Raw genomic sequence first — 23,055 nt, 5'->3', positions numbered from 1 at the left:
TCCAGCTAGTGCAGCTCTGAGGTGAGAACCTCGGTGCTGACCAAACGTGTCACCTCAGCAGCGGGACATTCCTCAACAGCAGCATCGCTCGACACGTTATCAAACGCTTCAGCCTTAGCTGCACCACTAATGAGAAGGATCGCCTTTTTCGCCCGTTCCACCGCAGAAAAAGTGAGTGTGAGACGCTGTGCCGGAGGTTTCGGTGAATCCGTGACCGCAGTGACGAGCGAGTCGCGCGCTGCAAGGACAGGGTGGCCGGGGAACAGTGAGTTAACGTGACCATCCGGGCCAACGCCGAACAGGTGTACATCAAAGTGCTCCGGCAAAAGTTCCGCGTACTGCTGAGCCTTTTCCTCTAGGTAAGCCTCGTCGGGAGTGCCGTCGAGGCTGTATGAGTGGATATTCTCGGCGGGAATCGGAACGTAATCGAGCAGAGCCTCCCGTGCCTGTCCCTCGTTCGAATCCGGGTGGGAGACAGCAACGTTTCGCTCATCGCCGAAGTACACGTGCGTATTCTGCCAGTTGATCGCAGCGATGGGGAAGCTTTCGCGCTGTTGCTCTGCGGCCTGGTGAAGCGCTAGGAGTCGCCGACACGTCTCAATTCCCGCAGTACCACCGGTCAAAACGAGATGCGCGGGTGATCCGTCCTGCTGCACATCAGCAATCGTGTTGACCACAGCACGAGCGGCATAGTCGCACATCTCGCGCAGCGATGGCTGATCAGTGTGGGTAAAAGACATGGTGCAAATCCTTTCGTATTAGTCGGCTTCGAGGTAGGTGACCTTGGAAAGACCGTTGAGGGCACCCGCATAGGCCTGGTCTGGAACGAGGTGGCGCATTTCCTCGGATAGACAGTCCACATCGGGCCTGCGACCCTGCGCAATCTTTGTGACCGGGCCGTCGCCAATCGTCAATTCAATTGTCTCGGCATCGGCGACGGTGAGACGAACCGTACCTGTTTCGCGTTCTAGAATAACTTCAGCAACCGGTATGGCGGGTAGACCGTTGCGGTCGACTGGGTGGTCTGCGGACCCCCGAACCTCGCGGAAAACGGGTACCCCGAGGACGTCGGCAAGCCATCCGGCAGCAAGATCCACCGTGGGGCTTACCGCAAGCCCGTACAACTTGGCTCTCTTTACCTGCTCAAACGGAGGCTGGTCGAGTGCAGAAGCCAGGATTCCACGCCACGGAGTGAGCCTGGACCAGCACAGATCGGAATCACCGGGAGTGTAGTTGGAACGCCGGCGATAAATCGCGTCCTCGGCAGGATCATAGAAAGAATCAGTGATGCGGCGGGTAGCTAGGCGGCCAATCGGATCTTCCGCCGGATTCACCGGGGCTGATGCCGGCCACCATGCGACAATCGGAGTATCGGGGAGGAGCAGCGGAGTGACAACGCTATCCAAATGCTCGGTGACCTCGCCGCGCAACTGCAGCCAGATGATTTCTGATGCGCCGGCATCCCCACCGACGTGGAGTTCCGCATCGATAACCGACGGAGGGTGCACGCCCAATGCGTGGGCTTCCTCCTGTGGCTCGAGGATGAGTACACGGGATGGATGCTCCTTGGAAGACGACGAAATCGTGTGAAACAGCTTGTCCTTGTTCGTCTTGCCATGGATGACCACGATGAGGGTGAGGACGTGATTGGCCCGAGGCTGCATGCCCGATGCCTCGATGTGCTCGATGGTGGAGGAAATTTCCCTCGTGGACGTGTTGCGCAAATGATGCATAGTGCTATTTTCCTCCGTTCGACGCGATGAGATGAAGTGACGATGAGGCCACAGTAGTCACAGCGGCAGGAGCGAGTGTGGCTCCGCCGTGGACAGGGGATACTCCGTTCATTATGGGAGCCTCCACCTACGACCGGTGCGGCTCATCATGCGGTCGGCAGAAGCCGGGCCCCAGGTACCTGCCTCGTAATCTTCCGGAGTGCCATGCTTTGCCCAGTGGGCGATGATCGGGTCGAGGATCTTCCACGAGAGCTCCACCTCTTCATTGGACGGGAAGAGGCTGGACTCATCGAGAAGCACATCGAGAATAAGGCGCTCGTAGGCTTCCGGAGACTCCTCGGTGAAAGACTCGGAGTACGAGAAGTTCATGTTCACATCGCGGACTTCCATGATCTGTCCGGGAACCTTGGAACCAAAGCGGAGTGTGACACCCTCATTGGGCTGAATACGCATGACGACCGCGTTGGAGGTGAGGGCATCATCATCCTGGAACGGCATGTGTGCAGCCTTCTTGAATACCACGGCGATCTCCGTCACACGCCGGCCTAGGCGCTTTCCTGTGCGCACGTAAAAGGGCACGCCGTCCCAGCGACGCGAATGGATAGCAAGAGTACAGGCAGCAAAGGTCTCCGTGCGGGACTCCGGATCGAAACCGGACTCCTCCCGCAGCCCGACGACCTTCTCTGATCCCTGCCAGCCTGCTGTGTATTGACCACGGGCCGTAGTAGCAGACAACGGGTACACAGGCTCCGTGGCGCTGAGCACCTTGATCTTCTCCGCCTGGAGAGCAGCGGGGCTGAAGGAGGCGGGCTCTTCCATTGCCACGAGAGCCATGAGCTGAAGCAGGTGGTTTTGGATCACGTCACGAGCTGCGCCGATACCGTCGTAATACCCCGCGCGGCCACCAAGACCGATATCCTCGGCCATGGTGATCTGGACGTGGTCGACGAAGTTAGCGTTCCATAGCGGCTCGAACATGGCACCAGCAAAACGCAGGGCCACGATGTTCTGTACGGTTTCTTTGCCCAGGTAGTGGTCAATGCGGTAAACCGAGGATTCCGGGAAGACAGAGTTGACCGTTTGGTTCAGCTTCCGTGCCGATTCAAGATCGTGACCAAAAGGCTTCTCAATGATGACGCGTCGCCACGCATTGTCGTCCTTTGGCTTTGCTAAGCCGGAGCGGTCGAGCTGGTAGCACACATCGTCGAAGAAACTCGGAGGCACCGAAAGGTAGAAGGCCCAGTTGCCGTGGGCGGAGCGGAGACTGGACAGCGTCTCGGCGAGACTGTCGAAGTCCTCGTCGGAATTGAGATTGCCCTTGACGAAGGTCATGCCCTCTGTCAGGCGCTCCCACACATTCTCGCGGATCTCCGTGCGTGCCCCGGCTTCGACGGCCTTTCGGACATAGGAGGCGAATTCCGCGCGGTCCCAATCGCGACGACCGAAACCCACGAGCTGGAAGCCAGCAGGGAGCAGACCACGGTTAGCCAAGTCATATACCGCAGGCAGCAGTTTCTTGCGCGCCAAATCGCCGGTTACGCCGAAGATGACGATGCCGGACGGGCCTGCAATCCGCGGAAGCCGTGAATCCTTTGCGCTTCGTAGCGGATTTTCCCATTTCCCATCTACCACTGAGCTACCTCACTATCTGCCACGAATGTCTTACTCACGATTGTTCACTTTTCAACAGCGATGCAGGCGAGAAAACGCGCAGTCAATACTGTCAGCTGTGTTCTAGAGCGTGGCCACGCACCCGCTGGATCGCTGTGTTGCATAGAACATCATAAGCCAAAACCTTGCTTGTACTCTCATTCCCCGCTTAATCCAGCGCCCGTTGCACGTAAGCCCACAGTGCGCCACAGCGCCTCGCGCATGCCACGCACTCCAGTGGATGGAGGAACGAAAACACGCCTTTGCAAAGGATGTGCCTTTCCTTTCTCGCCACTCGGAGTAAGCAACCAGCAGGAGACGGGCTACATAAAGATACATACGAAGGGCGATTTGGGGCTTGTGAAAAGCCGCCTAGGGATATGGACAGGCCTCACGGTGGCTACACATCGATACACAAGGACAACAAGAAGGCGGTGAGCCAATCGGCCCACCGCCTTTCATGCACAGCTGTGCGTGTCAAGTCAAAAAGCTTCCTCGACTAGACGTCAGCGTGTTACGCAAGCTTGCTCTGCATAGAGTCGAGCAGTTCTTCCCATGCCTTGACGAATTTCTCTACGCCCTCACGCTCGAGAACCTCGAAGACATCCTCGAAGTCAATACCGATCTCGCTGAGCTTCGCGAAGAGCTCATCAGCTTCCTCACCCTTGCCGGACAGTGTATCGCCGTGAATACCGTTGCCCTCGAGAGCAGCATCGATCGTCTTCTCCGGCATGGTGTTTACCGTGTTCGGACCGGCGAGCTCCGTCACGTACATATCCTGCGGGTAGTCCGGGTTCTTCACGCCAGTGGATGCCCACAGCGGGCGCTGAATGTTTGCGCCCTCCGGCAGGTCTGCAGCCTTGAAGAGCTCTTCGAATGCAGCATAGGCACGGTGTGCGTTGGCGATACCAGCCTTGCCCTTGAGTTCCTTGGCCTCATCGGTGCCGATGGCATCCAGGCGCTTGTCTACTTCCGTGTCCACGCGGGATACGAAGAAACTTGCGACAGAGTGGATCTTAGACACATCGTGGCCATTTGCTGCCGCGCGCTTAACGCCATCGATGTAGGTCTGGACGACCTGACGGTAAACCGGCACGGAGAAAATGAGGGTGACGTTAACTGAAATGCCCTCGGCAAGTGCATCAGCAATTGCCGGCATGGATCCCTCAGTGGCCGGAATCTTAATCATCGCGTTCGGACGATCGACGCGCTCCCACAGGTTCTTTGCCTGGGTGACGGTTGCATCGCGGTCGGCAGAAATACGCGGGTCTACCTCAATAGAGACACGACCATCCTGACCGCCGGACTGCTCGTAGACGTCAGCGAAAAGATCGCAGGCATCCTGAACATCCTTGATGGCCATGGTGTAGACGCTATCGTCGACGTTCGAGCCGGCCTCCTTCAGCTCGCTGATCTGGGCATCATATGCGGTGCCCTTGCCCATAGCGGCAGCGAAGATAGAGGGGTTCGTAGTCACGCCGACGATGGACTTGGAGCTCAGGAGCTCCTTGAGATTGCCGGAGGTAAGACGGTCACGGGAAAGATCGTCCAACCATGTGGAGGTGCCGACCTTCTTCAGATCGTCAATTGCGTTCATTTATGCTTCTTCCTTTACAGCGTTGAGGGATTCCTTGGCGGCGTCGTACACAGCATCTGCGGTGACACCGAACTCGTCGTAAAGCTTCTGGTACGGAGCGGAGGCACCGAAGTGCTCGATGGATACCGGACGGCCATAGGTGCCGAGCCAGCGGTACCACGGCTGGGCGATGCCTGCCTCGACGGAAACTCGAGCCTTGACAGAGGAGGGGAGGACCTCCTCGATGTAGGAGGCATCCTGCTCCTCGAACCAGTCAAGGCAGGGGACACTGACAACGCGAGCTGCGATGCCCTCAGACTCGAGCTTCTGAGCCGCTTCGACGGCCAGCTGAACCTCGGAACCGGTACCCATGAGGATGATGTCCGGGGTCTCCTTCGAGCCTTCGACGAGGACGTAGGCACCCTTGACTACGCCGTCCTTTGCCTTTTCCTTCGTGCCCTCAAGCACCGGCACGTTCTGACGGGTCAGAGCGATGCCCTTCGGGCCCTCGTGGTACAGAAGAGCAGCCCGCCATGCAGCGGCCGTCTCGTTCGCATCTGCCGGGCGGACCATGGACATCTCCGGGATGGCGCGAAGAGATGCAAGCTGTTCGATCGGCTGGTGGGTCGGGCCATCCTCGCCAAGACCAATGGAGTCGTGGGTCCATACGTAGAAAGCGTCGGTGCCCATGAGGGCAGCGAGGCGAACAGCAGGACGCATGTAGTCGGAGAAGATGAGGAAGGTGCCACCGTACGGACGCGTCGGGCCGTGCAGGGAAATACCGTTGAGGATCGAACCCATAGCGTGCTCGCGGATACCGAAGTGGAGGTTGCGGCCGTACGGCTGTGCCGTCCACGTATCGGTGGAGATCTCCTCCGGGCCGAAGGAATCATCGGCATCGATCGTCGTGTTGTTGGAACCTGCGAGGTCGGCGGAACCGCCCCACAGCTCAGGGAGCGTCTCTCCGAGAGCCTGCAGCACCTTGTGCGAAGCCTTACGGGTAGCGACACCTTTGGGATCTGCATCCCAAGTGGGCAGGTTTTCATCCCAGCTCTCGGGGAATTCGCGGTGGGTGATGCGATCCAGGAGTGCCTTGCGCTCCGGGTTCTTCTCTGCCCATTCGTCGAACTTCTTGTTCCACTCTTCGTGGGCCTGAGCGGCACGCTCACCGATGGAGCGGGTGTGGGCGAGGACCTCGTCAGAAATGTAGAAATGCTGCTCTGGGTCGAATCCGAGTACCTTCTTCGTTGCCGCAACTTCATCGTCTCCGAGAGCCGCACCGTGGATACCGCCGGTGTTCATCTTTCCGGGTGACGGGTAACCGATAACGGTCTTCACTCGGATGAAGGACGGGCGGGAGGTGTCAGCCTTTGCTTGCTCAATGGCCTTCTCAATGGCGACGATGTCCTCGCCGGACTCGACCTCGAGAGTCTGCCAGCCGTAGGCCTGGTAACGGGCTACAACGTCCTCAGTGAAAGCGATTTGGGTGTTGTCTTCGATGGAGATGTTGTTGTCATCCCAGAAAACGATGAGGTTACCGAGCTTCTGCGTGCCTGCGATAGAGCACGCCTCACTCGTGACGCCTTCCTGCATATCGCCGTCGGAGGAGATGACATAGATGTAGTGGTCGAATGGAGATTCACCGGCCGGTGCCTCGGGATCGAGGAGGCCACGCTCCCGGCGGGCTGCCATGGCCATGCCAACAGCCGATGCGAGGCCTTGGCCAAGCGGGCCGGTGGTAATTTCCACACCCTTGGTGTGCCTGTACTCGGGGTGACCCGGGGTCTTCGCACCCCATGTGCGAAGGGCCTTCAGATCTTCCATTTCAAGGCCGAAGCCCGCGAAGTAAAGCTGGATGTACTGGGTGAGGGAAGAGTGGCCACAAGAAAGGACGAACCGGTCGCGGCCGAGCCACTGGTCATCCGCGGGGTCAAGGTTCATCGTGCGCTGGTAAAGAGTGTAAGCCAGCGGCGCAAGACTCATGGCGGTGCCCGGGTGACCAGAACCGCAGTTCTGAACTGCGTCAGCTGCGAGGACACGTGCCGTATCAACAGCTTGGGTGTCCAGGTCAGTCCAATCAGTGGGATAGTTGCGTGCAGTTTTTTCCTGCAGTTCAGGTGACAGGTTCAGGTCGGTCACGTGTGTTCCTCAATTCCTGATTAGGTGGATAGTTTCGTACACCAGCTTAGCCGGATTTTCGGGCTCTGAGGGGCGTTATTGCCAACAGTTTCATCGATCGACCGTTTGTAAACGTTGCGCCAGGTTCTGTCCTGGGGTAATGAGCAAAGCCAATAGAGCTATTGCCCATTTTCACGCCAACCGTATGGTGGTTAGCCGACGCGGGATGTATTGGTGGCAGGTGGCCATGAAAATCCCTACCGGGAGCTGCACGAACCGCCGGAGGGGGCATTACGGCGCCTCGAATGGAAGGCTTCGCACACTGTGAAGATGCGTTGAAGATGCGGTGAAGATGCGTTTCGCCAAAGATCACAGTGGTGCCCCACAGTGAAGGACACCCGCACATGACGGCCAATGGCGTTAACAAGGGAAGTTACGGTTAATAGCTGCACCGAGCATTAGTAGTGGGCGATGGAGATCCGTCTGCACGGTAGATGTAAAATACCTCACCGAGGTTGTTCGGTATGAGCATCTGCGGAAGGTTGCCCTTGTTCGCACCCGGTTGTCCTACGGTGCGGTGGGCTCCCGTGGCCAGTGGTAGCCGCTCATCCGCTGCACTGGTAGGTTGTGACTTTGTTGCCGGAGACGGGCTTCACCTCAATAAAGGGGGAAAGTTTGTAACTGCGAAACGTTGATGGGGGTAAACCTAACTACGGGTAATTGCGATTAACCTCCAATCAAACGATAGTATTAACGCATACCAAACGACACCGGTTGGAGGAATATTTCGTGGAGAGAGTGAAAGCTTACATTGCCCTGACTAAACCCAGGGTCATCGAGCTCTTACTTATCGCGGCTATCCCCGCCATGCTCCAAGCTGACCGTGGCACGGTTCACCTGGGGCTTATCATCCTCACACTGATCGGTGGCTGGATGGGCGCGGGTGCTGCCAATACGCTGAATATGGTGGTCGACTACGACATCGACCAGAAGATGCGCCGCACGGAGGGGCGCCCGCTTCCTAAGCATTCGGTGGGGAAGAATCAGGCTCTTATTTTCGCCGTTCTGCTGACCATCGGTTCGTGCGGAATCCTCTGGTTCCTTGCCCATTCCCTGCTCGCAGCGGTCTTCATTCTGATCACGATTTTCTGGTACATCTGCATCTACACCAAGTGGCTGAAGCGGCGGACCTCCCAGAACGTGGTGTGGGGAGGCGCAGCCGGGTGCATGCCGGTAATGGTGGGCTGGGCTGTCATCGTAGATAACACGCAGGGTGCCGCCAACTGGTGGCAGGCTGTCGTATTGTTCCTCGTCATCTTCTTCTGGACTCCGCCACACACGTGGGCGCTGGCAATGAAGTACCGCGACGACTATAAGGCTGCGGGGGTTCCTATGCTTCCTGTCGTTGCGAAACCGGCGGCAGTGACTCGGGCAATCCTTATTTACACTGTGGCTACAGTTCTCACGACCCTGCTGCTGACTCCAGTTGCTGGATTCTTGTACCTTGCGGCTTCCGTGGCCGGTGGCATCTGTTTCATCGTCCGTGCGTGGCAGCTGCACATGCGTGTGAGAGCAGGTCACACCGTCCGCCCGTTCCAGCTGTTCCTGCTCGCGAACGTGTACCTTGCGGTAGTATTCATCGGCCTAGCCTTGGACGCTGTCTTCCTTCCGTCCCTTATGGAGATCTTCTCGTAGTAGTCCAACCCATGCTTTTTCCGGAACCACCGGTTCCGATCCGGACTGTGTTCAGTAGGTCCACAGCCCTGTCCAGTCTCTGACCTGTACGGGGTCTGACCTGTTAGTGTCTGGGTTATCTTCCTGAAACAGCCCCGCACAGTAGGTGCGGGGCTGTGTTCGTCATTGCTTCTCGACGCGCTGCCGGTCCTCGGCATCGGGGAGTTCTGCGCGCTCACGGTAGTCTCCGGGCTGATTCAGCTTTCGTTTAACCTCAGCGGGAACCCCCGCTACAAGACTGTCATCGGGGATGTCCTTCGTAATGACAGCACCGGATGCAATGACGCATCTGTTGCCAATGGTCACGCCGGGCATCACCATTGCCCCAGCACCGAACCAGCAGTCATCGCCGATGCGAACAGCGTGCCCCCGCTCAAAGCCGATTCTGCGCATCTCCAGATCGCCTACGGGGTGTTCCACAGAGATAATCTGGCAACCGGGGCCAAAAAGCGCGCGTGCACCGATAGTTACCTCAACCGTGTCGAGGATGACGCAGTTATAGTTGAGAAAGCAGCCCTCGCCAAAGCGCGTGTTGAAGCCGTACTCGACATTGAACGGAGCAAAAATCTGTGGCACTGCAGAATCCGCAGGCAGCAGCTCACGGAGGATGTCAGCACCACGCTCGGGATCTGTGTTTGCAAGGTCGTTGAACTGTTTGAGGAGTGCTACCGTAGTTTGCTTCTTTTCCTCGGCTGCATCGGAGCAGGGGATATGCCAACGCCCTGAAACATAGCCGTCAACGGCGTGCCAATCGGTCATGGCTTGCTCACCTCCAAAACGATGGAGCCCGTCGTCTTGCGACTCTGCAGGTCCGTGTGGGCGCGGGCGGCTTCTTCCAGTGGATACACTCCACCTACTCGGATATCGAGCGTGCCGGCGGCGACGGCCTTCGTTACGGCTTGACAGCGCATGGCGAATTCGTCGTCGGTGGCGATGTAGGCGCTAATGGAGGGGCGCGTGAGGAAGATAGAACCGTGTGTGTTGAGGAGCTGCGGATCGATCGGCTCAACCGGTCCGGATGCCGCCCCGAACAGAGCCACCGTGCCACGGGGCCGAACAACCTCAAGGGATTCCTGGAAGGTGTCCTTGCCGACGCCATCGTAAACGACATCGACGCCGACACCACCGTTGTAACGACGGACCTTTTCGGCCAGCTGCTCGCTGTAGCGGAACACCTCCGTGGCTCCTGCCTCGCGAGCCAACTCTTCCTTTTCGTCGGAGGAAACGACGGAATACACCGTCGCCCCCAGGCTGACAGCGAATTGGGTGGTGAGGAGTCCGACACCACCGGCTCCTGCAGTGATGAGGCAAGTGGAATTCTCATCGAGGTGGTAAACGCCATCGGTGAGGTAGTGCGCCGTCACTCCCTGGAGGAGCATGGATGCCGCGACTGTGGGTGAGATGGTGTCGGGTACCGCGACGATGCGGTTGCGTGGTACGCAGACGTATTCGGCGTAGGAGCCGAGGGCAGTAAACCAGGCGACAACGGTGCCCTCGGCTATCTCGCCTCGGGGATCCTGAACTACCTTGCCGGTACCTTCCTGACCCGGGATAAAGGGGAGTCCCGCGTGATAGATACCCGAGCGGTAGTAGGTGTCGATATAGTTAATCCCAGCCACATCGACCTGGATGAGGACCTGGTCGTCTGTTGGCTGGGGAATGGGGGCCTCGGAAAGCTTCAGGACCTCCGGGCCGCCGGTTTGTTCAATAACTATTGCACGCATACCTTCAACGGTACTGTGCTTCTTACCTCTCTGGGGTCAGAAAGGGGGTGGCGTTGGTCACCGAGTCCGTGCCCGTAGCTGCGTGATCGGACGTGGCGGGGACACGTGACGTGCCGTGCGCGTAGACAAACCCTGTGAAGGCAGTGACCACCGAACTTAAGAAAACGTGAATCGGCACGGTCCAGTTTGGTACGTGGAGGTTGACTTGGATGATGCCGACAAGCGCCTGGAGGACGCAGACGACGACGAGGCCGACGGCAAATTTCCGGGCAACCTCGGATGTGGTCTTGGTGGCAAAGATGGCGGCGAGGAGACCGACGATGAGCCCCAGGAAAAGGTACATCGTGCCAGCGTGAATGTGTGCCATCCACTCGATATCTACTTCCAGCCGTCCCTTCATACCGTCGTTTGCGTCGCCGGCGTGGGGGCCTGCGCCCGTAACCATTGTTCCGGTTGCGAGAACGAGTGCGAGTGCAGCCGCTGTTCCGAGGGCGAGGTACTGAATGGTACGTGGGTACTCACGGCGATCTACGCCGTTGTCAGGCTCCATCACGCGGACGCACGTAAGGGCAGCAAAGAACACGAGGAAGACGGAGGGAAGGAAGTGGAGCGCGACGGCGTACCACTTCAGATCCATATGCACGGAAATGCCGCCGATGACAGCCTGGACGAAGACACCGATGAGCTGGAGCCACGCGAGCTTCTTGATGTAGGACCTACGGCCAGCCTTGTAGACGGCGACGAGCAGCCACACAGTCAACGCGACGAGGACGAAAGTAAGTGTGCGGTTACCGAACTCAATCAGCTGCTGGATCCACGGTGCAGCGCCTTGAACTGGGACGAGGGAACCCGGGTGGCAATTGGGCCACGTGTCACAGCCGAGCCCTGAACCTGTAACGCGAACAATGGAACCGGTGAGGGTGATGAGACTTTGACCGGCAAGGACACCGAAGGCCGCGTTGCGCTGATTTCGTGCCGAGCGCAACCCGGACTGGTGGTTAGCCGTTTCTGCTACAGACATAACCTAAACTTTAGACGTAGGTTGAATCAATTGTGCAATTGGGTGTGCGTTCCCTGTCAGAGCGGGGAGAAAAAGGGAAAACTCGTGTGTGGACTGGGTTTAGGCGCTCGGCTGTAGAGACGTAGCCGTTGTATGGGGCTCCAACTAAAGGCGGAGGGTGAGTGTTGGGGGCGGACGCTCATTGCCTGTCGACGATACGAGGTAGTCTGTCTTCCCCGCGTCGCAGCGTGCCAGACGATGCCACGTTCCCAACGGTTACCCCCTCTGTTAGCTCTTCTTGGGGAGGAGAACGGCGGGCAATCTGGCATCATTTCCGCTGCTCGCCTCCGTTCAGAGCACGGGGTGCTAGCGCTTGTAGGTGAAAGTGAAGAACCGATTGGCCAGAAGTGTGCCGACAACGGCCCAGATAATAAGCGAAATGAGGTGGGGAAGCGGGAAGGTGCCCACTGTGGCCTGCCACAGAGCGTCGGTAAGCGCGACGGAAGGCACTGCAGTGAGGAACGCAGGAACGCCGGGGCCGAAGGTGATCGCTGCTGCACCGGCTGCTCCCAGGAGGAGGAACCAGATGAGGTTCGCCACTGCGAGGACAATTTCCGAACTGGTTGTTCCGCCGAAGAGGAGACCCCAGGAGATGAATGCCCAGAGGCCGACGAGGATGAAAACGATCGCGATCGGGAAGGCAACCAGTGGGGCACGCCAGCCCAAGGCCAAAGCAATAGCGAGGATCAGGACAGCCTGAATGACGCTGACGACGAGTACCGCGAGGATCTTGCCACCGATGATGATGTTCTTCGGCACTCCGGACGCCCCGATTCGCTTCAGAGCTCCATAGCGACGGTCGAAGACGACGCTAATCGCCTGGCCGGTGAACCCCGCAGACAGCGCGGACAACGCGAGGGCGAAGGGAACCGCAAGCTCCAACGGGTTGTCGATTCCAGGAACGGGGAAAAATGCCAGCCCGATGAGCGACATGATGGGGATGATGAGTGAGAGGAGAAGTTGCTCGCCATGGCGGAGGATGAGCGTCGTCTCCATCCGGGCCTGGTGCAGGAGCATGGTGAACGTGCCGGCCGAACCGGGATCCGGGGTGAACGTCCCCGGTGCGAAGCGAGACGTCCGAGTAGGACGAGAAACGTTTGCAGACGACGAGGACGGTACCCGCGTGGCGCGGTCAGTTATGGGCGAGGACTGCGGAGTCCGCGCCGAGGGGGAAGACGGGGATGTAGCCATTGGGTTAGTTCGCGTCCTTTCCAGTGATGTCCAGGAAGATATCTTCGAGGGACGGCGTGGCCGCCGAGATTTCGATGAGGGGGAGACCAAGGTCTGCGCATGCTCCTGCAAGAGCTGCAAAAGCAGAGGCCGTCGGCTCGCACGCAACTTTGAAAGCACCGATCTCGTTGGCGTGATTTGCGGGGGAGAAACTATCAGCGGAAATTGTCAGTCCGTGACGCACTACCCGCTCTGCGAGCTGTATGGGGTCGACGGGGCCGTCAATAACAAGGCAGATGTGTGGCGCCGCCTCCTCTCGTGCCGTGCGGGCAAGATCGGCCGGACTTCCTGCAGCGACGAGGGAACCCTTCTGAATGATGAAGACATTGTCGGACAACGCCTCGGCTTCATCCAGGTGGTGTGTAGTCAGGATAATGCTGACCCCGTCGGCCTTTAGCGCTTCAATGAGTTCCCATACGAGGTGGCGTGCCTGGGCATCGAGCCCGGCTGTAGGCTCGTCAAGGAAGATCAGTTCCGGGCGTCCAATGAGCGCACACGCGAGAGAAAGTCGCTGCTGCTGACCCCCAGAAAGGCTCTTGTATGTCGTCTTTTCCTGGTCACTGAGCCCGACGAGCTCGAGGAGCCAGTCGGGGGACAGCGGGTTTTTGGCGTAACTTGCCGTGAGGCGAAGCAGTTCGCCGACACGAACCCCCGGGTACGCGCCGCCACCCTGAAGCATGATGCCGACTTTGCTTCGAAGCTCTGCTTGTTCGGTACGCGGATCAAGACCTAGCACGCGGATTGTTCCGTCGTCGGGGGTGAGGAACCCCTCGCACATCTCAATCGTCGTGGTTTTGCCGGCACCATTCGGGCCAAGAAGCGATGTGACGTGGCCACGAGGAATCGTGATGGTGAGATTATCAACCGCCGTCGTAGTGCCAAATCGCTTGGTCACATGCTGAAGCTCCACCGCAGCGCCTGCGGTGGACAAAGGGGCGCTATTCGCCATACGTTCTTTAACCTATCTAGTTCGAAGGTCCACGGAAGCTGTTTATCCATCGAAAGTCTGCCAGCTGCGTTGACATTCCGCTACTGGCAAGCTTGCCGTCCATAGACATTCTCGCTGCCTATAACCTCCCGCTATCTTAGGCGGTCGAGGAGGTGGAACCGAAACAGAGCTGGCGAAGCGAGGTGCGTGGCGCAGATATTTCAAGTAAGCCGAAAGATTCAAAGGGATGTAGCGGGTGCAAGGGAGTAGCGGTAGCGGGGTGGACAGTGCAGAAAACGGGGGTAGGAGCATCTGCAGACCGATTCGTAACGACAGTCCGCGCGGGGAGTCGTCGACAAGCCTGTGGAAACCAAACGGTGCACTCTGGCAACATCTCGAGGGTTCCTTCGGCCCACCTTTAAATTTCGCGCTGGCGACAGGAAGCATGGGGCCGCGCTGGTGGCTGGAAGCGTAGGGCCGCGCTGGTGGCTGGAAGCGTAGGGCCGCGCTGGCGACAGCGAGAGGAAACATTCCTCCCTCGAGCAATGCCCAGTGAGTGCTACATGTGTGGACCGTAGAGCTTGTTGCGGGCAAAGAGAAGCACCCCGATGACAGTGATGAACGCGATGAGCGATGCCACATAGATGCTAAAGATAGTTCCGGGTGGCAGCGCGAGCCCGCGGGGAAGCACGAAGAAGCACATGATCGCGGAATAGCCGATAGCCGCGTAGCGGAAGATGTTCTGGTTGGCCCAGGCTGCCAGGGGCAAGATCGCCCAGAGCATGTACCAGGGGTGAACAACGGGGAAGAGGACAACGAGGAGGAAAGTGCTCACCCCAAAACCACCCACCGGGCTAATTGTGCCGCGGAAAGTAGCGATGAGCATGCGGACCATAAACGCCAGCGAGATTGCTATACCGATGCCACGGGTGATGACGAGGATCATCTCTGTATGATCCCCCAGTCCGAGGAGCATGCCCGCCCATCCGCTAATCACCCCCAGGTCCGTTGTGATAGACATCCACGAACGAATGGTCGCAGCACCACCTTGGCCGGTGACCCATCCAAAGCCGATGCCCGTCACCGCACCCACGAGAATTGCCGTGAGAACGAGGACCGTCGCCTGCACCGCGATGGCACGGGCAATATGGAACCAGTGACTCAGGCTCCACTTGTTATTGGGACGGGAGCGTTCAGCCTCGCTTAACCCCTCTGGATTGACAGCATCGGAAGATAGGTGGCGGGTGTCGAGGCGGAGCCGATCCGCTTCCGTGCGGTACGTCATCCGGGCGAGCGCCATACCCACAAAGCCCAACGCAATAAAGCCTGTCACCTTGACCATGCCCGACATGGAAATGAGGACACCAGAAGCGACGATGAGGCCCCAGCCGTGACGGGCAATCGACGGATGTGTGACTCGTGTCGGAACACTCGGTTGCCGTGGTCCTTTTAGCTGGGCAGTGGGCTGCGCAGTGGCATCCGTGCCTTCCCTGCTATCTGTCACTGCGGTGCTTAGCGAGGGTAATCCTTGCTGCATCGCTGACGCGGATGCTCTCCCGATACGCACTTCGCGGATGGCATCAACACCACGCAGGCCGAGCTCCATTCCCACCAAAGAAAGACCGAGCATGATGGACTCGTTATGGATGCCTCCGATAAGGTGAAGGAGTGCCAGGGGGTTGAGGATCCCGAGCCACACTGCCGTCTGAGAGCGCACGTCACATCGTCGAGCAAGCTTGGTAATTGCCCAGCCTGCAGCCATCAGTCCGATGACAGCGACGAGTCGGTGAGCAAGCACGCCGAAGAAAATGGATTCCCGGGTAACGACGTTGATGGCAGCCGCGATCCCCAAGGCAATTGGCCCATATGGTGAAGGGGAGTTAGCCCAGATAAAGGGAACAGATCGCGCGAGGTGGTGTTCCGGACCCAAGATCTGTACGGGACCGGCTGCATAGGGATCGAGTCCGTAACTTACGATCGCCCCCTGAGCCAAGTAAGAGTAGATATCTTGGGTAAAAAGCGGTGCAGTCAACACAATCGGAAGTACCCAGGCAACCCACGTCCTCCGAAGCGTCGAAAGCGTGATGAGAGGCGCGCCAGTGATGTTTTTGTCCTTAGACGCTCCTACATAGGGAGCCATGAGCACCCAGGCAAGAACGAGCAAGCCGACGCCAACGAGGACGATGACGGATGACGTTTGAAGCATCCGGCTCATGAGGCGTCCGAATGGGAGGTACGCGTAGGGATTATCGATCACGGGCAGCGCGCCCGCTCCAAGCCCGCCCAAAGAGATCAGCAACGTTCCCAGGGTGCCGAGCCAGCGCAGCTGGCCGAAGCGCGTGAGGTCGAGGTACGACAGTCGTGGGCGGTCGGGAATGCGGGTGTTTCCCGTCCCGTGGAGGAGCGTTGAGCGGCTACCCGGCTCGCCCATGCGGGGCATCAGGCCGGAAAAAACGCCGGGCCTCTTCGCCATCGACTCCTCCGTTTCCGATTGTTCTGGTTCGGTACCGCTGTGGATTTGTTCTTCTCCCGTACCGGTGTGGATCCTATTTTTGGAGATCCTTCTTCTGTTTGTTACGCCCGCTACGTCACCTACATCGCGGGTGCGATGCTCCACAGTGGGTAGTGATCCCTTTCAGTCTAGTGTTCCGCTTCCGATGACCGGCCGTGCCACCTGGTGTGCCCACGTGGCGTGCACATGGGGTGCCCACCCGACTCGCCACCGGCTATGCCAATCAGGATGGCGTTGTGCAACCGCTGGACCTGGGGTCCGCACGTTTCGACATACGTCAACATCTTTCGACCTACGTCAACATCTTTCGACCTACGTCAACACATGTCGGCATGTTTACACCTGCTTCGGCATAGTCTGCTTCGGAATAGTGCCGGACGAGCCTTTAAAAGAGCCTCAAGAACAACCCGTGAGGTGCCGGAGAAATATCGCGGTGTCTCGGTTAGCAGCCCGCCATGGCTTGGCATCTGGTGCGTGGGGGAGAGGGGATCGACCCGAATTTCGACATGGATGCCTTCCGCTTGGCATCTGGTGCGTGGGGGAGAGGGTCTTACCGACGTGTTATAGAGCCAAACCTGGAAACGGTGAAGATTGAAAGGCTTTTCGAGTTTCTTGTTGGAAACACGAGAGGAAGAATGTACATTGGTACGTGCCAAGAATTTAGAAAACACAACTGTTGCTAAATTGTATGTTGGCCGCCGATTCGGTTGGAAGGAGGAACTGTGGACACAAGGGAAACAATCCTAAACATGTTGTTGAAGGACGGTCCACTTGCCGCCACGGATCTTGCCACCCGACTTTCGATGTCCGCCGCCGGTGTTCGGAGACAGCTCGACCTCCTAGAAGAGGAAGGGCTCGTTACGACAGCTCCGGAACGGATTAAGAAAGCGCGTGGTAGGGGTCGTCCTGCAAAGAAGTTTATCCTCACCGCAAAAGGGCGGGAACAGTTCGGTCACGGATACGACGAACTTGCAGTTCATGCCCTGCGGGCGTTGCGTCAGACGGGTGGTGAGGATGCGATCATGATGTTCGCGCGGCAACGAATTGAAGATATCCTCCAGTCCGTTGAGGAACAGACATCCCCAAAGAGTGGGCTTTCTGCTGCTGAGGTGGAAGAACTGGCTCGCCGTTTGGCGGATCAGCTCACAGAACACGGCTACGCCGCCGAAGTGCAAGAAAATGGGGCGGGGGTACAGCTGTGTACCCATCACTGCCCGATTTCGGAAGTAGCCTCAGAGTTTCCCGAACTGTGCGCCGCCGAGAGGGAGATCGTCTCCCGCATTCTCGGGCAACATGTGCAGCCTTTAGCTACGATTGCCGACGGCAACGGGATCTGTACGACCAACATACCGATAACACCGATTGATAGAAGGAGCAACGCGTGACGGCACCAACCGATAAAAAGATGTCGGATGACGAAATCATCCAGTCCATGTCGTCGAAGTACAGCTACGGCTGGCACGACTCAGATGACGCTGGACAGGCCGCCAAGAAGGGCCTTGACGAGGAGGTTGTCCGCACCATCTCGGCCACGAAGAATGAGCCGGAATGGATGCTCGAGCAGCGCCTCAAGGCGCTCGAGATCTTTGAAAAGAAGCCCATTCCCAAGTGGGGACCGGATCTATCCTTTATCGATTTCGATGAATTTAAGTACTTCGTTCGTTCGACTGAGAAGCCGGCTGCAAGCTGGGAAGATCTCCCGGATGACATCCGCAATACCTACGACAAACTCGGCATTCCCGAGGCGGAGAAACAGCGCCTGGTAGCGGGTGTCGCCGCCCAGTACGAGTCTGAGGTTGTGTACCACCAGATCCGCGAGGACCTGGAAGAAAAGGGCGTTATCTTCCTCGATATGGATTCTGGTCTGCGCGAGCACCCGGATCTGTTTAAGGAATACTTCGGCACCGTAGTCCCCGCCGGCGACAACAAGTTCTCCGCTCTCAATGCGGCTGTGTGGTCGGGCGGGTCCTTCATTTACGTCCCGAAGGGTGTCCATGTGGAGATCCCACTGCAGGCATACTTCCGCATTAATACGGAATCGATGGGTCAGTTCGAGCGCACCCTCATTATCGTCGACGAAGGTGCTTACGTGCACTACGTTGAGGGCTGCACGGCTCCGATTTACAAGGCCGATGCTCTTCACGCAGCAGTCGTGGAGATCATTGTGAAGGAAAACGCGCGGTGCCGCTACACGACGATTCAGAACTGGTCCAACAACGTCCTCAACCTGGTCACCCAGCGCTCCCGTTGTGAGGCAGGAGGAACGATGGAGTGGGTCGACGGCAACATCGGCTCCAAGATTTGCATGAAGTACCCCGCCGTGTGGCTTGCCGGCGAATACGCCAGCGGCTCCGTTCTGTCTGCGGCTTTCGCAGGTGAAGGACAGATCCAGGACACGGGTGCCAAGATGGTTCACCTCGCTCCGCACACGTCTTCCAACATCGTGAGCAAATCCGTAGCCCGCTCCGGCGGCCGGGCAGCTTACCGCGGACTGGTACAGATTAACGCTAACGCCCACCACTCGACGTCGAACGTGGAGTGTGACGCGCTGCTTGTTGACGAAATTTCCCGTTCAGACACCTACCCGTACAACGACATTCGAAACGACCACGTCTCGTTGGGGCACGAGGCCACTGTGTCGCAGGTCAGCGAGGATCAGTTGTTCTACCTCATGGCCCGAGGCCTCGCTGAAGACGAGGCAATGGCGATGATCGTGCGTGGCTTCGTCGAGCCCATTGCAAAGGAGCTCCCGATGGAATATGCACTGGAGCTGAACCGTCTCATCGAACTGCAAATGGAAGGATCTGTGGGTTAACCAATGGCTGAACTAGCATCAACAGTGCACGACAACAAGGGTGATCTCTTCGCATCCTTCAACGTCGATGATTTCCCGGTGCCCCACGTTAAGGACGAGGTGTGGCGTTATGTTCCGCTGCGCCGCCTCCGCGGGCTGCACGACGGCACGTTCAGCACTGCCGTTCCCGCCCAGGTGAGTGTGGAGATTCCGGCGGGCGCCGATGGCGTGACCTACGAAAAGGTTGCCCGTGATGACGCGCGCATCGGTCGCACCGGTGGCGGCGTGGACCGTGTCGCCGCGCAGGCGTGGACCTCCTCAACCGAGGGGCACATCGTTACCTTCGCCAAGAATTCGACGACGACCGAGCCGGTCATCATCACTATTACGGGTTCTGGACCGGATGTCACCGCCTTTGGCAACCTCGTCGTCGAGGTCGAGGACGGCGCTACAGCATCCGTCCAGATCCACACGGTGGGAACAGGAACGCTTGCTGATAACCACGAGTATCTCGTTGGCGACAACGCCCGCCTGTCGGTTGTTGTCCATGAAGACTGGGATGACGATGCCGTCCACTTGGGTGCAGAGGTTGCTGAACTCGGACGCGATGCCGTCCTTCGCCATAACGTGGCGTTGTTCGGTGGTTCGGTCGTCCGCCTACAGCCACGGGTCAAATATCTCGCTCCAGGCGGCGATGCAGAGCTGCTCGGTGTCTACTTTGCCGATGATGGCCAGTTCTTCGAGCAGCGCATGCTCGTCGATCACAGCCAGCCCAACTGCCGTTCCAACGTGCTCTACAAGGGAGCGTTGCAGGGGGACAAGACCACCCGCACACCTGATGCGCGCACGGCGTGGATCGGCGATGTGCTCATTCGAGCCAACGCGCAGGGGACGGACACGTACGAAGCTAACCGCAACCTTGTGCTGACGGAAGGTGCACGTGCAGATGCCGTGCCGAACCTTGAGATCGAGACCGGCAGCATCGTCGGTGCAGGTCACGCCGCCACCGTCGGCCGTTTCGATGATGAACAGCTGTTTTATCTTCTGTCCCGCGGTATCCCCGAGGCAGAGGCAAGAAAACTCATTGTCCACGGCTTCTTCTCCGAAGTGATTGCTCGAATCCCCGTCGAGGGTTTGCGCGAGACGCTGGAGGCGAAGATCACCGAGGAGCTGGAAGGCCTCAGCTTTAACTGAACGTTCCGCGCACTGTTCCGCAACTCGGATTATTCCGCTATTCGGACTGAGTCGCCATCGCACTGATTTTGCCCCTCGGGCTCACGCGCCCAATCAGGCGCAGGTGGTTGGAGAGGGGCTAGGCATGACGGCTTTTCAGGAACAAACGAAGAGTTCCAGCGGTTTAGGCTGAAACGATAAAACCGAAAACGCACAATACTAGCTAAAACGAAAAGGTAGATGTAATGAGCACGTTGGAAATCAAGGATCTCCACGCCGTTGTTAACTCCACGGACGGCAAAACTGAGCCCAAAGAGATTCTTAAGGGTGTCAACCTCACGCTGTCCTCCGGCGAAACCCACGCCATCATGGGGCCGAACGGATCGGGTAAATCCACTCTGGCTTACACGCTGGCTGGCCACCCCCGCTACGAGGTAACCAGCGGTGAGGTGCTTCTCGACGGGCGCGATGTCCTCGAGATGACTGTAGACGAGCGCGCCCGCGCCGGTCTGTTCCTCGCCATGCAGTACCCGGTGGAGGTACCGGGTGTCTCGACCTCCAACTTCCTGCGCTCCTCCGTGTCCGCCGTTCGCGGCGAGGCACCGAAGCTGCGCGATTGTATGAAGGAAGTCAGGACAGCGCAGGAAGAGCTGAAGATTGACAAGTCCTTTAACGAGCGCTCGATTAATGAGGGCTTCTCCGGTGGTGAGAAGAAGCGTCACGAGATCCTCCAGCTGGGGCTTTTGGCTCCAAAGTTCGCGATCTTGGATGAGACGGACTCTGGCCTGGACGTGGATGCACTGCGTATCGTGAGTGAAGGCATTAACCGCTACCAGGAGCGCACCGGTGGCGGAATCCTCATGATCACCCACTACAAGCGCATCCTGGACTACGTCAAGCCGCAGCACATTCACGTATTCGCGGATGGCCAGGTCGTTCACTCCGGTGGACCCGAGCTCGCCGATGAACTCGAGGCCGAGGGCTACGAGAAGTACGTCAAGTAATCCACACGTCGCCGGCGCTGCGCTGGTATCCACACGGATGAAACTGCGCACGCGGTGGTGCACGTCGTGTTTTTGGCTCAAAGATTGACAGACTAGAAAGAATGCGAAACTAATGAGCGAATTCCTAACCCTGGACGGGAAGCTGGACGTAGAAAAGGTACGCAAGGAGTTTCCCATCCTGTCCCGCACGGTTCGCGACGGTAAACCGCTTGTGTACCTCGATTCCGGTGCTACGTCACAGCGCCCCGAGCGCGTGTGGCGGGCGGAAGAGGAATTCGTCCTGCACAACTTCGCTCCGGTCCACCGTGGTGCCTATGCGCTGGGCGAAGATGCCACCGACACCTACGAGACAGCCCGCAACAACATCGCTGCGTTCGTGGGAGCCGACGGTGAAGAGATTGCGTTCACAAAGAACGCTACTGAGGCGCTCAACGAAATTGCCTTTATTCTTTCAGACAAGCGCGCAGGCGATCTGTACGTGGGGGAAGGCGACACCGTCGTCGTCACGGAACTGGAACATCATGCGAACCTCGTTCCGTGGCAGGAACTGTGCCTGCGTACCGGCGCGACCCTGAAGTGGTACACATCCACTCCGGATGGGCGCATTGACCTGAATTCTCTGGAACTGGATGACTCGGTCAAGGTCGTTGCCTTTACCCATCAGTCAAATGTGACGGGAGCTGTGGCGGACGTGGCAGAGATCGTTCGGCGTGCGAAGGACGTCGGAGCCATGACTGTACTCGACGCGTGCCAGTCCGTGCCTCACATGCCGGTTAACTTCCATGAGCTCGATGTTGACTTCGCCGGCTTCTCCGGGCATAAGATGTGTGGCCCCTCGGGCGTGGGCGTCATGTATGGCCGCAAGAAATTGCTGGAAAAGCTTCCACCATTCCTCACCGGAGGGTCGATGATCGAGGTGGTGACGATGGAAAAGACCACCTTCACCGATATCCCCACGCGCTTTGAGGCGGGCACGCAGATGACGAGCCAGGTTGTTGGTCTCGGCGCTGCCATTGAGTTCTTGCAAGAAATCGGGATGGATGCGATCCACGCCCACGAGCAGGAATTGACGGCCTACGCCCTTAAGAAGCTGCAGGAAATCGACGGGCTGACGATTCTTGGGCCGACGACACCTGCAAACCGCGGTGGGGCCATCAGCTTCGCCCTTGAAGGGGTGCATCCGCACGACATGGGGCAAGTTCTCGATGACTCGGGAATTTCTATCAGAGTCGGTCACCACTGCGCCTGGCCCATCCACCGCCAGGCCGGTGTCAACTCGACCGGGCGCGCTTCCTTCTACCTGTACAACACATTCGATGAAGTCGACCAGTTGGTAGCTGGGCTTCACCGGGTCAAGAATTTCTTCGGAGTGTAAGAGTATGCAACTTGAGCAGATGTACCAGGAAGTTATCCTGGACCACTACAAGCATCCGCAGCACGCCGGGCTTCGTGAGCCCTTCGATGCGGAAGTCCACCATGTCAACACCTCCTGTGGCGATGAGCTGACGCTGCGCGTGAAGCTCAGTGAGGATAAGAAGACGGTTGAGGATGTCTCCTACGATGCCGAGGGATGTTCTATTTCGCAGGCAGCTGTCGACGTGCTCACCGAGGAGGTGATCGGGCAACCACTGGATACAGCGTTGGCCAAGCTTGCGGAATTTGAGAAGATGGTGACCTCCCGCGGGGAGCACGAGGGTGACGAGGACCTTATCGGCGACGGTGTTGCTTTCGCCGGTGTCTCCCGCTACCCAGCTCGTGTCAAGTGTGCGCTCCTAGGATGGAAGGCTTTTGAGGCAGCTGTAGGGGAGGTATAGAGCAT

At 58.3% G+C, this 23,055-nt stretch carries 18 protein-coding genes; 7 read left to right on the top strand and 11 right to left on the bottom strand.

Translation table 11 applies throughout. The annotated features are described in order from the left end of the window. Nucleotides 1–5: 5 nt before the first annotated feature. The 5 genes from pgl to tkt form a co-directional block, all read right to left on the bottom strand. Nucleotides 6–740: a 6-phosphogluconolactonase gene (pgl, locus tag CGLUCO_RS06720; protein ID WP_005389973.1), complete on the bottom strand. Its 735-nt coding sequence runs from the start codon at nt 738–740 to the stop codon at nt 6–8. Between the two features lie 18 nt (nt 741–758). Next, nucleotides 759–1,733, bottom strand: a complete 975-nt coding sequence (locus CGLUCO_RS06715; RefSeq protein ID WP_005389976.1) for a glucose-6-phosphate dehydrogenase assembly protein OpcA — start codon at nt 1,731–1,733, stop codon at nt 759–761. A 111-nt stretch (nt 1,734–1,844) separates the two neighbouring features. Beyond that, nucleotides 1,845–3,365: a glucose-6-phosphate dehydrogenase gene (gene zwf, locus CGLUCO_RS06710; protein WP_005389978.1), complete on the bottom strand. Its 1,521-nt coding sequence runs from the start codon at nt 3,363–3,365 to the stop codon at nt 1,845–1,847. Nucleotides 3,366–3,897: 532 nt separating this feature from the next. After that, on the bottom strand, nt 3,898–4,980 hold the full coding sequence (tal, locus tag CGLUCO_RS06705; RefSeq protein ID WP_005389980.1) for a transaldolase: 1,083 nt from the start codon (nt 4,978–4,980) through the stop codon (nt 3,898–3,900). Beyond that, nucleotides 4,981–7,089 (bottom strand): transketolase, encoded by a 2,109-nt coding sequence (gene tkt / locus CGLUCO_RS06700; protein WP_196793942.1) that lies wholly within the window; start codon nt 7,087–7,089, stop codon nt 4,981–4,983. A 732-nt stretch (nt 7,090–7,821) separates the two neighbouring features. Between tkt and CGLUCO_RS06695 the strand changes: the two genes are divergently transcribed. Continuing rightward, a complete protein-coding gene (locus CGLUCO_RS06695) occupies nt 7,822–8,772 on the top strand; it encodes a heme o synthase (RefSeq protein ID WP_081446524.1) in 951 nt (316 codons plus the stop codon). 162 nt (nt 8,773–8,934) lie between these two features. Here the strand turns inward: CGLUCO_RS06695 and CGLUCO_RS06690 are convergent, their stop codons facing one another. The 6 genes from CGLUCO_RS06690 to mptB form a co-directional block, all read right to left on the bottom strand. Continuing rightward, nucleotides 8,935–9,570: a sugar O-acetyltransferase gene (locus CGLUCO_RS06690; RefSeq protein ID WP_084036320.1), complete on the bottom strand. Its 636-nt coding sequence runs from the start codon at nt 9,568–9,570 to the stop codon at nt 8,935–8,937. After that, nucleotides 9,567–10,535: a quinone oxidoreductase family protein gene (locus CGLUCO_RS06685; RefSeq protein ID WP_005389984.1), complete on the bottom strand. Its 969-nt coding sequence runs from the start codon at nt 10,533–10,535 to the stop codon at nt 9,567–9,569. Before CGLUCO_RS06685 ends, CGLUCO_RS06690 begins: the two co-directional genes overlap by 4 nt. 22 nt (nt 10,536–10,557) lie before the next feature. Then, complete coding sequence (locus CGLUCO_RS06680) at nt 10,558–11,556, bottom strand: COX15/CtaA family protein (RefSeq protein WP_005389985.1); 999 nt, start codon at nt 11,554–11,556, stop codon at nt 10,558–10,560. 345 nt (nt 11,557–11,901) lie between these two features. After that, a complete protein-coding gene (locus CGLUCO_RS06675; RefSeq protein WP_005389987.1) occupies nt 11,902–12,612 on the bottom strand; it encodes an ABC transporter permease in 711 nt (236 codons plus the stop codon). A gap of 178 nt (nt 12,613–12,790) precedes the next feature. After that, on the bottom strand, nt 12,791–13,774 hold the full coding sequence (locus CGLUCO_RS06670) for an ABC transporter ATP-binding protein (protein WP_005394021.1): 984 nt from the start codon (nt 13,772–13,774) through the stop codon (nt 12,791–12,793). Between the two features lie 538 nt (nt 13,775–14,312). Then, nucleotides 14,313–16,226 carry a polyprenol phosphomannose-dependent alpha 1,6 mannosyltransferase MptB gene (gene mptB / locus CGLUCO_RS06665; RefSeq protein WP_005394019.1) on the bottom strand — a complete coding sequence of 638 codons (1,914 nt, stop codon included), beginning with the start codon at nt 16,224–16,226 and terminating at the stop codon, nt 14,313–14,315. Between the two features lie 761 nt (nt 16,227–16,987). Here mptB and CGLUCO_RS06660 point away from each other — a divergent pair. The 6 genes from CGLUCO_RS06660 to sufU all read left to right on the top strand — a co-directional run bounded on the left by CGLUCO_RS06660 (nt 16,988) and on the right by sufU (nt 23,050). Then, a complete protein-coding gene (locus CGLUCO_RS06660; protein ID WP_081446514.1) occupies nt 16,988–17,650 on the top strand; it encodes a helix-turn-helix transcriptional regulator in 663 nt (220 codons plus the stop codon). Between the two features lie 20 nt (nt 17,651–17,670). Continuing rightward, nucleotides 17,671–19,080 (top strand): Fe-S cluster assembly protein SufB, encoded by a 1,410-nt coding sequence (gene sufB / locus CGLUCO_RS06655; protein ID WP_005389992.1) that lies wholly within the window; start codon nt 17,671–17,673, stop codon nt 19,078–19,080. A gap of 3 nt (nt 19,081–19,083) precedes the next feature. After that, complete coding sequence (gene sufD / locus CGLUCO_RS06650; RefSeq protein ID WP_005389993.1) at nt 19,084–20,253, top strand: Fe-S cluster assembly protein SufD; 1,170 nt, start codon at nt 19,084–19,086, stop codon at nt 20,251–20,253. Between the two features lie 224 nt (nt 20,254–20,477). Beyond that, nucleotides 20,478–21,236, top strand: a complete 759-nt coding sequence (gene sufC, locus CGLUCO_RS06645) for a Fe-S cluster assembly ATPase SufC (protein ID WP_084036321.1) — start codon at nt 20,478–20,480, stop codon at nt 21,234–21,236. 112 nt (nt 21,237–21,348) lie between these two features. Continuing rightward, nucleotides 21,349–22,611, top strand: coding sequence for a cysteine desulfurase (locus CGLUCO_RS06640; RefSeq protein WP_084036322.1), 1,263 nt, complete (start codon nt 21,349–21,351; stop codon nt 22,609–22,611). 4 nt (nt 22,612–22,615) lie between these two features. Beyond that, complete coding sequence (sufU, locus tag CGLUCO_RS06635) at nt 22,616–23,050, top strand: Fe-S cluster assembly sulfur transfer protein SufU (RefSeq protein ID WP_005389999.1); 435 nt, start codon at nt 22,616–22,618, stop codon at nt 23,048–23,050. The last annotated feature ends 5 nt before the right edge of the window (nt 23,051–23,055 follow it).

The organism is Corynebacterium glucuronolyticum DSM 44120, assembly GCF_030440595.1.
Lineage (GTDB): Bacteria > Actinomycetota > Actinomycetes > Mycobacteriales > Mycobacteriaceae > Corynebacterium > Corynebacterium glucuronolyticum.
Note: the sequence above shows the minus strand (reverse complement) of the source record. Positions and strands in the feature narration are given on the sequence as shown.

Coding starts and splice junctions, on each gene's coding strand:
- pgl (WP_005389973.1), bottom strand. CDS start 740: ATGTCTTTTACCCACACTGATCAGCCATCGCTGCGCGAGATGTGCGAC.
- CGLUCO_RS06670 (WP_005394021.1), bottom strand. CDS start 13,774: ATGGCGAATAGCGCCCCTTTGTCCACCGCAGGCGCTGCGGTGGAGCTT.
- CGLUCO_RS06680 (WP_005389985.1), bottom strand. CDS start 11,556: ATGTCTGTAGCAGAAACGGCTAACCACCAGTCCGGGTTGCGCTCGGCA.
- CGLUCO_RS06685 (WP_005389984.1), bottom strand. CDS start 10,535: ATGCGTGCAATAGTTATTGAACAAACCGGCGGCCCGGAGGTCCTGAAG.
- CGLUCO_RS06675 (WP_005389987.1), bottom strand. CDS start 12,612: ATGCTCCTGCACCAGGCCCGGATGGAGACGACGCTCATCCTCCGCCAT.
- tal (WP_005389980.1), bottom strand. CDS start 4,980: ATGAACGCAATTGACGATCTGAAGAAGGTCGGCACCTCCACATGGTTG.
- sufD (WP_005389993.1), top strand. CDS start 19,084: ATGGCTGAACTAGCATCAACAGTGCACGACAACAAGGGTGATCTCTTC.
- CGLUCO_RS06715 (WP_005389976.1), bottom strand. CDS start 1,733: ATGCATCATTTGCGCAACACGTCCACGAGGGAAATTTCCTCCACCATC.
- mptB (WP_005394019.1), bottom strand. CDS start 16,226: ATGGCGAAGAGGCCCGGCGTTTTTTCCGGCCTGATGCCCCGCATGGGC.
- CGLUCO_RS06640 (WP_084036322.1), top strand. CDS start 21,349: ATGAGCGAATTCCTAACCCTGGACGGGAAGCTGGACGTAGAAAAGGTA.
- sufB (WP_005389992.1), top strand. CDS start 17,671: ATGTCGGATGACGAAATCATCCAGTCCATGTCGTCGAAGTACAGCTAC.
- sufU (WP_005389999.1), top strand. CDS start 22,616: ATGCAACTTGAGCAGATGTACCAGGAAGTTATCCTGGACCACTACAAG.
- CGLUCO_RS06690 (WP_084036320.1), bottom strand. CDS start 9,570: ATGACCGATTGGCACGCCGTTGACGGCTATGTTTCAGGGCGTTGGCAT.
- sufC (WP_084036321.1), top strand. CDS start 20,478: ATGAGCACGTTGGAAATCAAGGATCTCCACGCCGTTGTTAACTCCACG.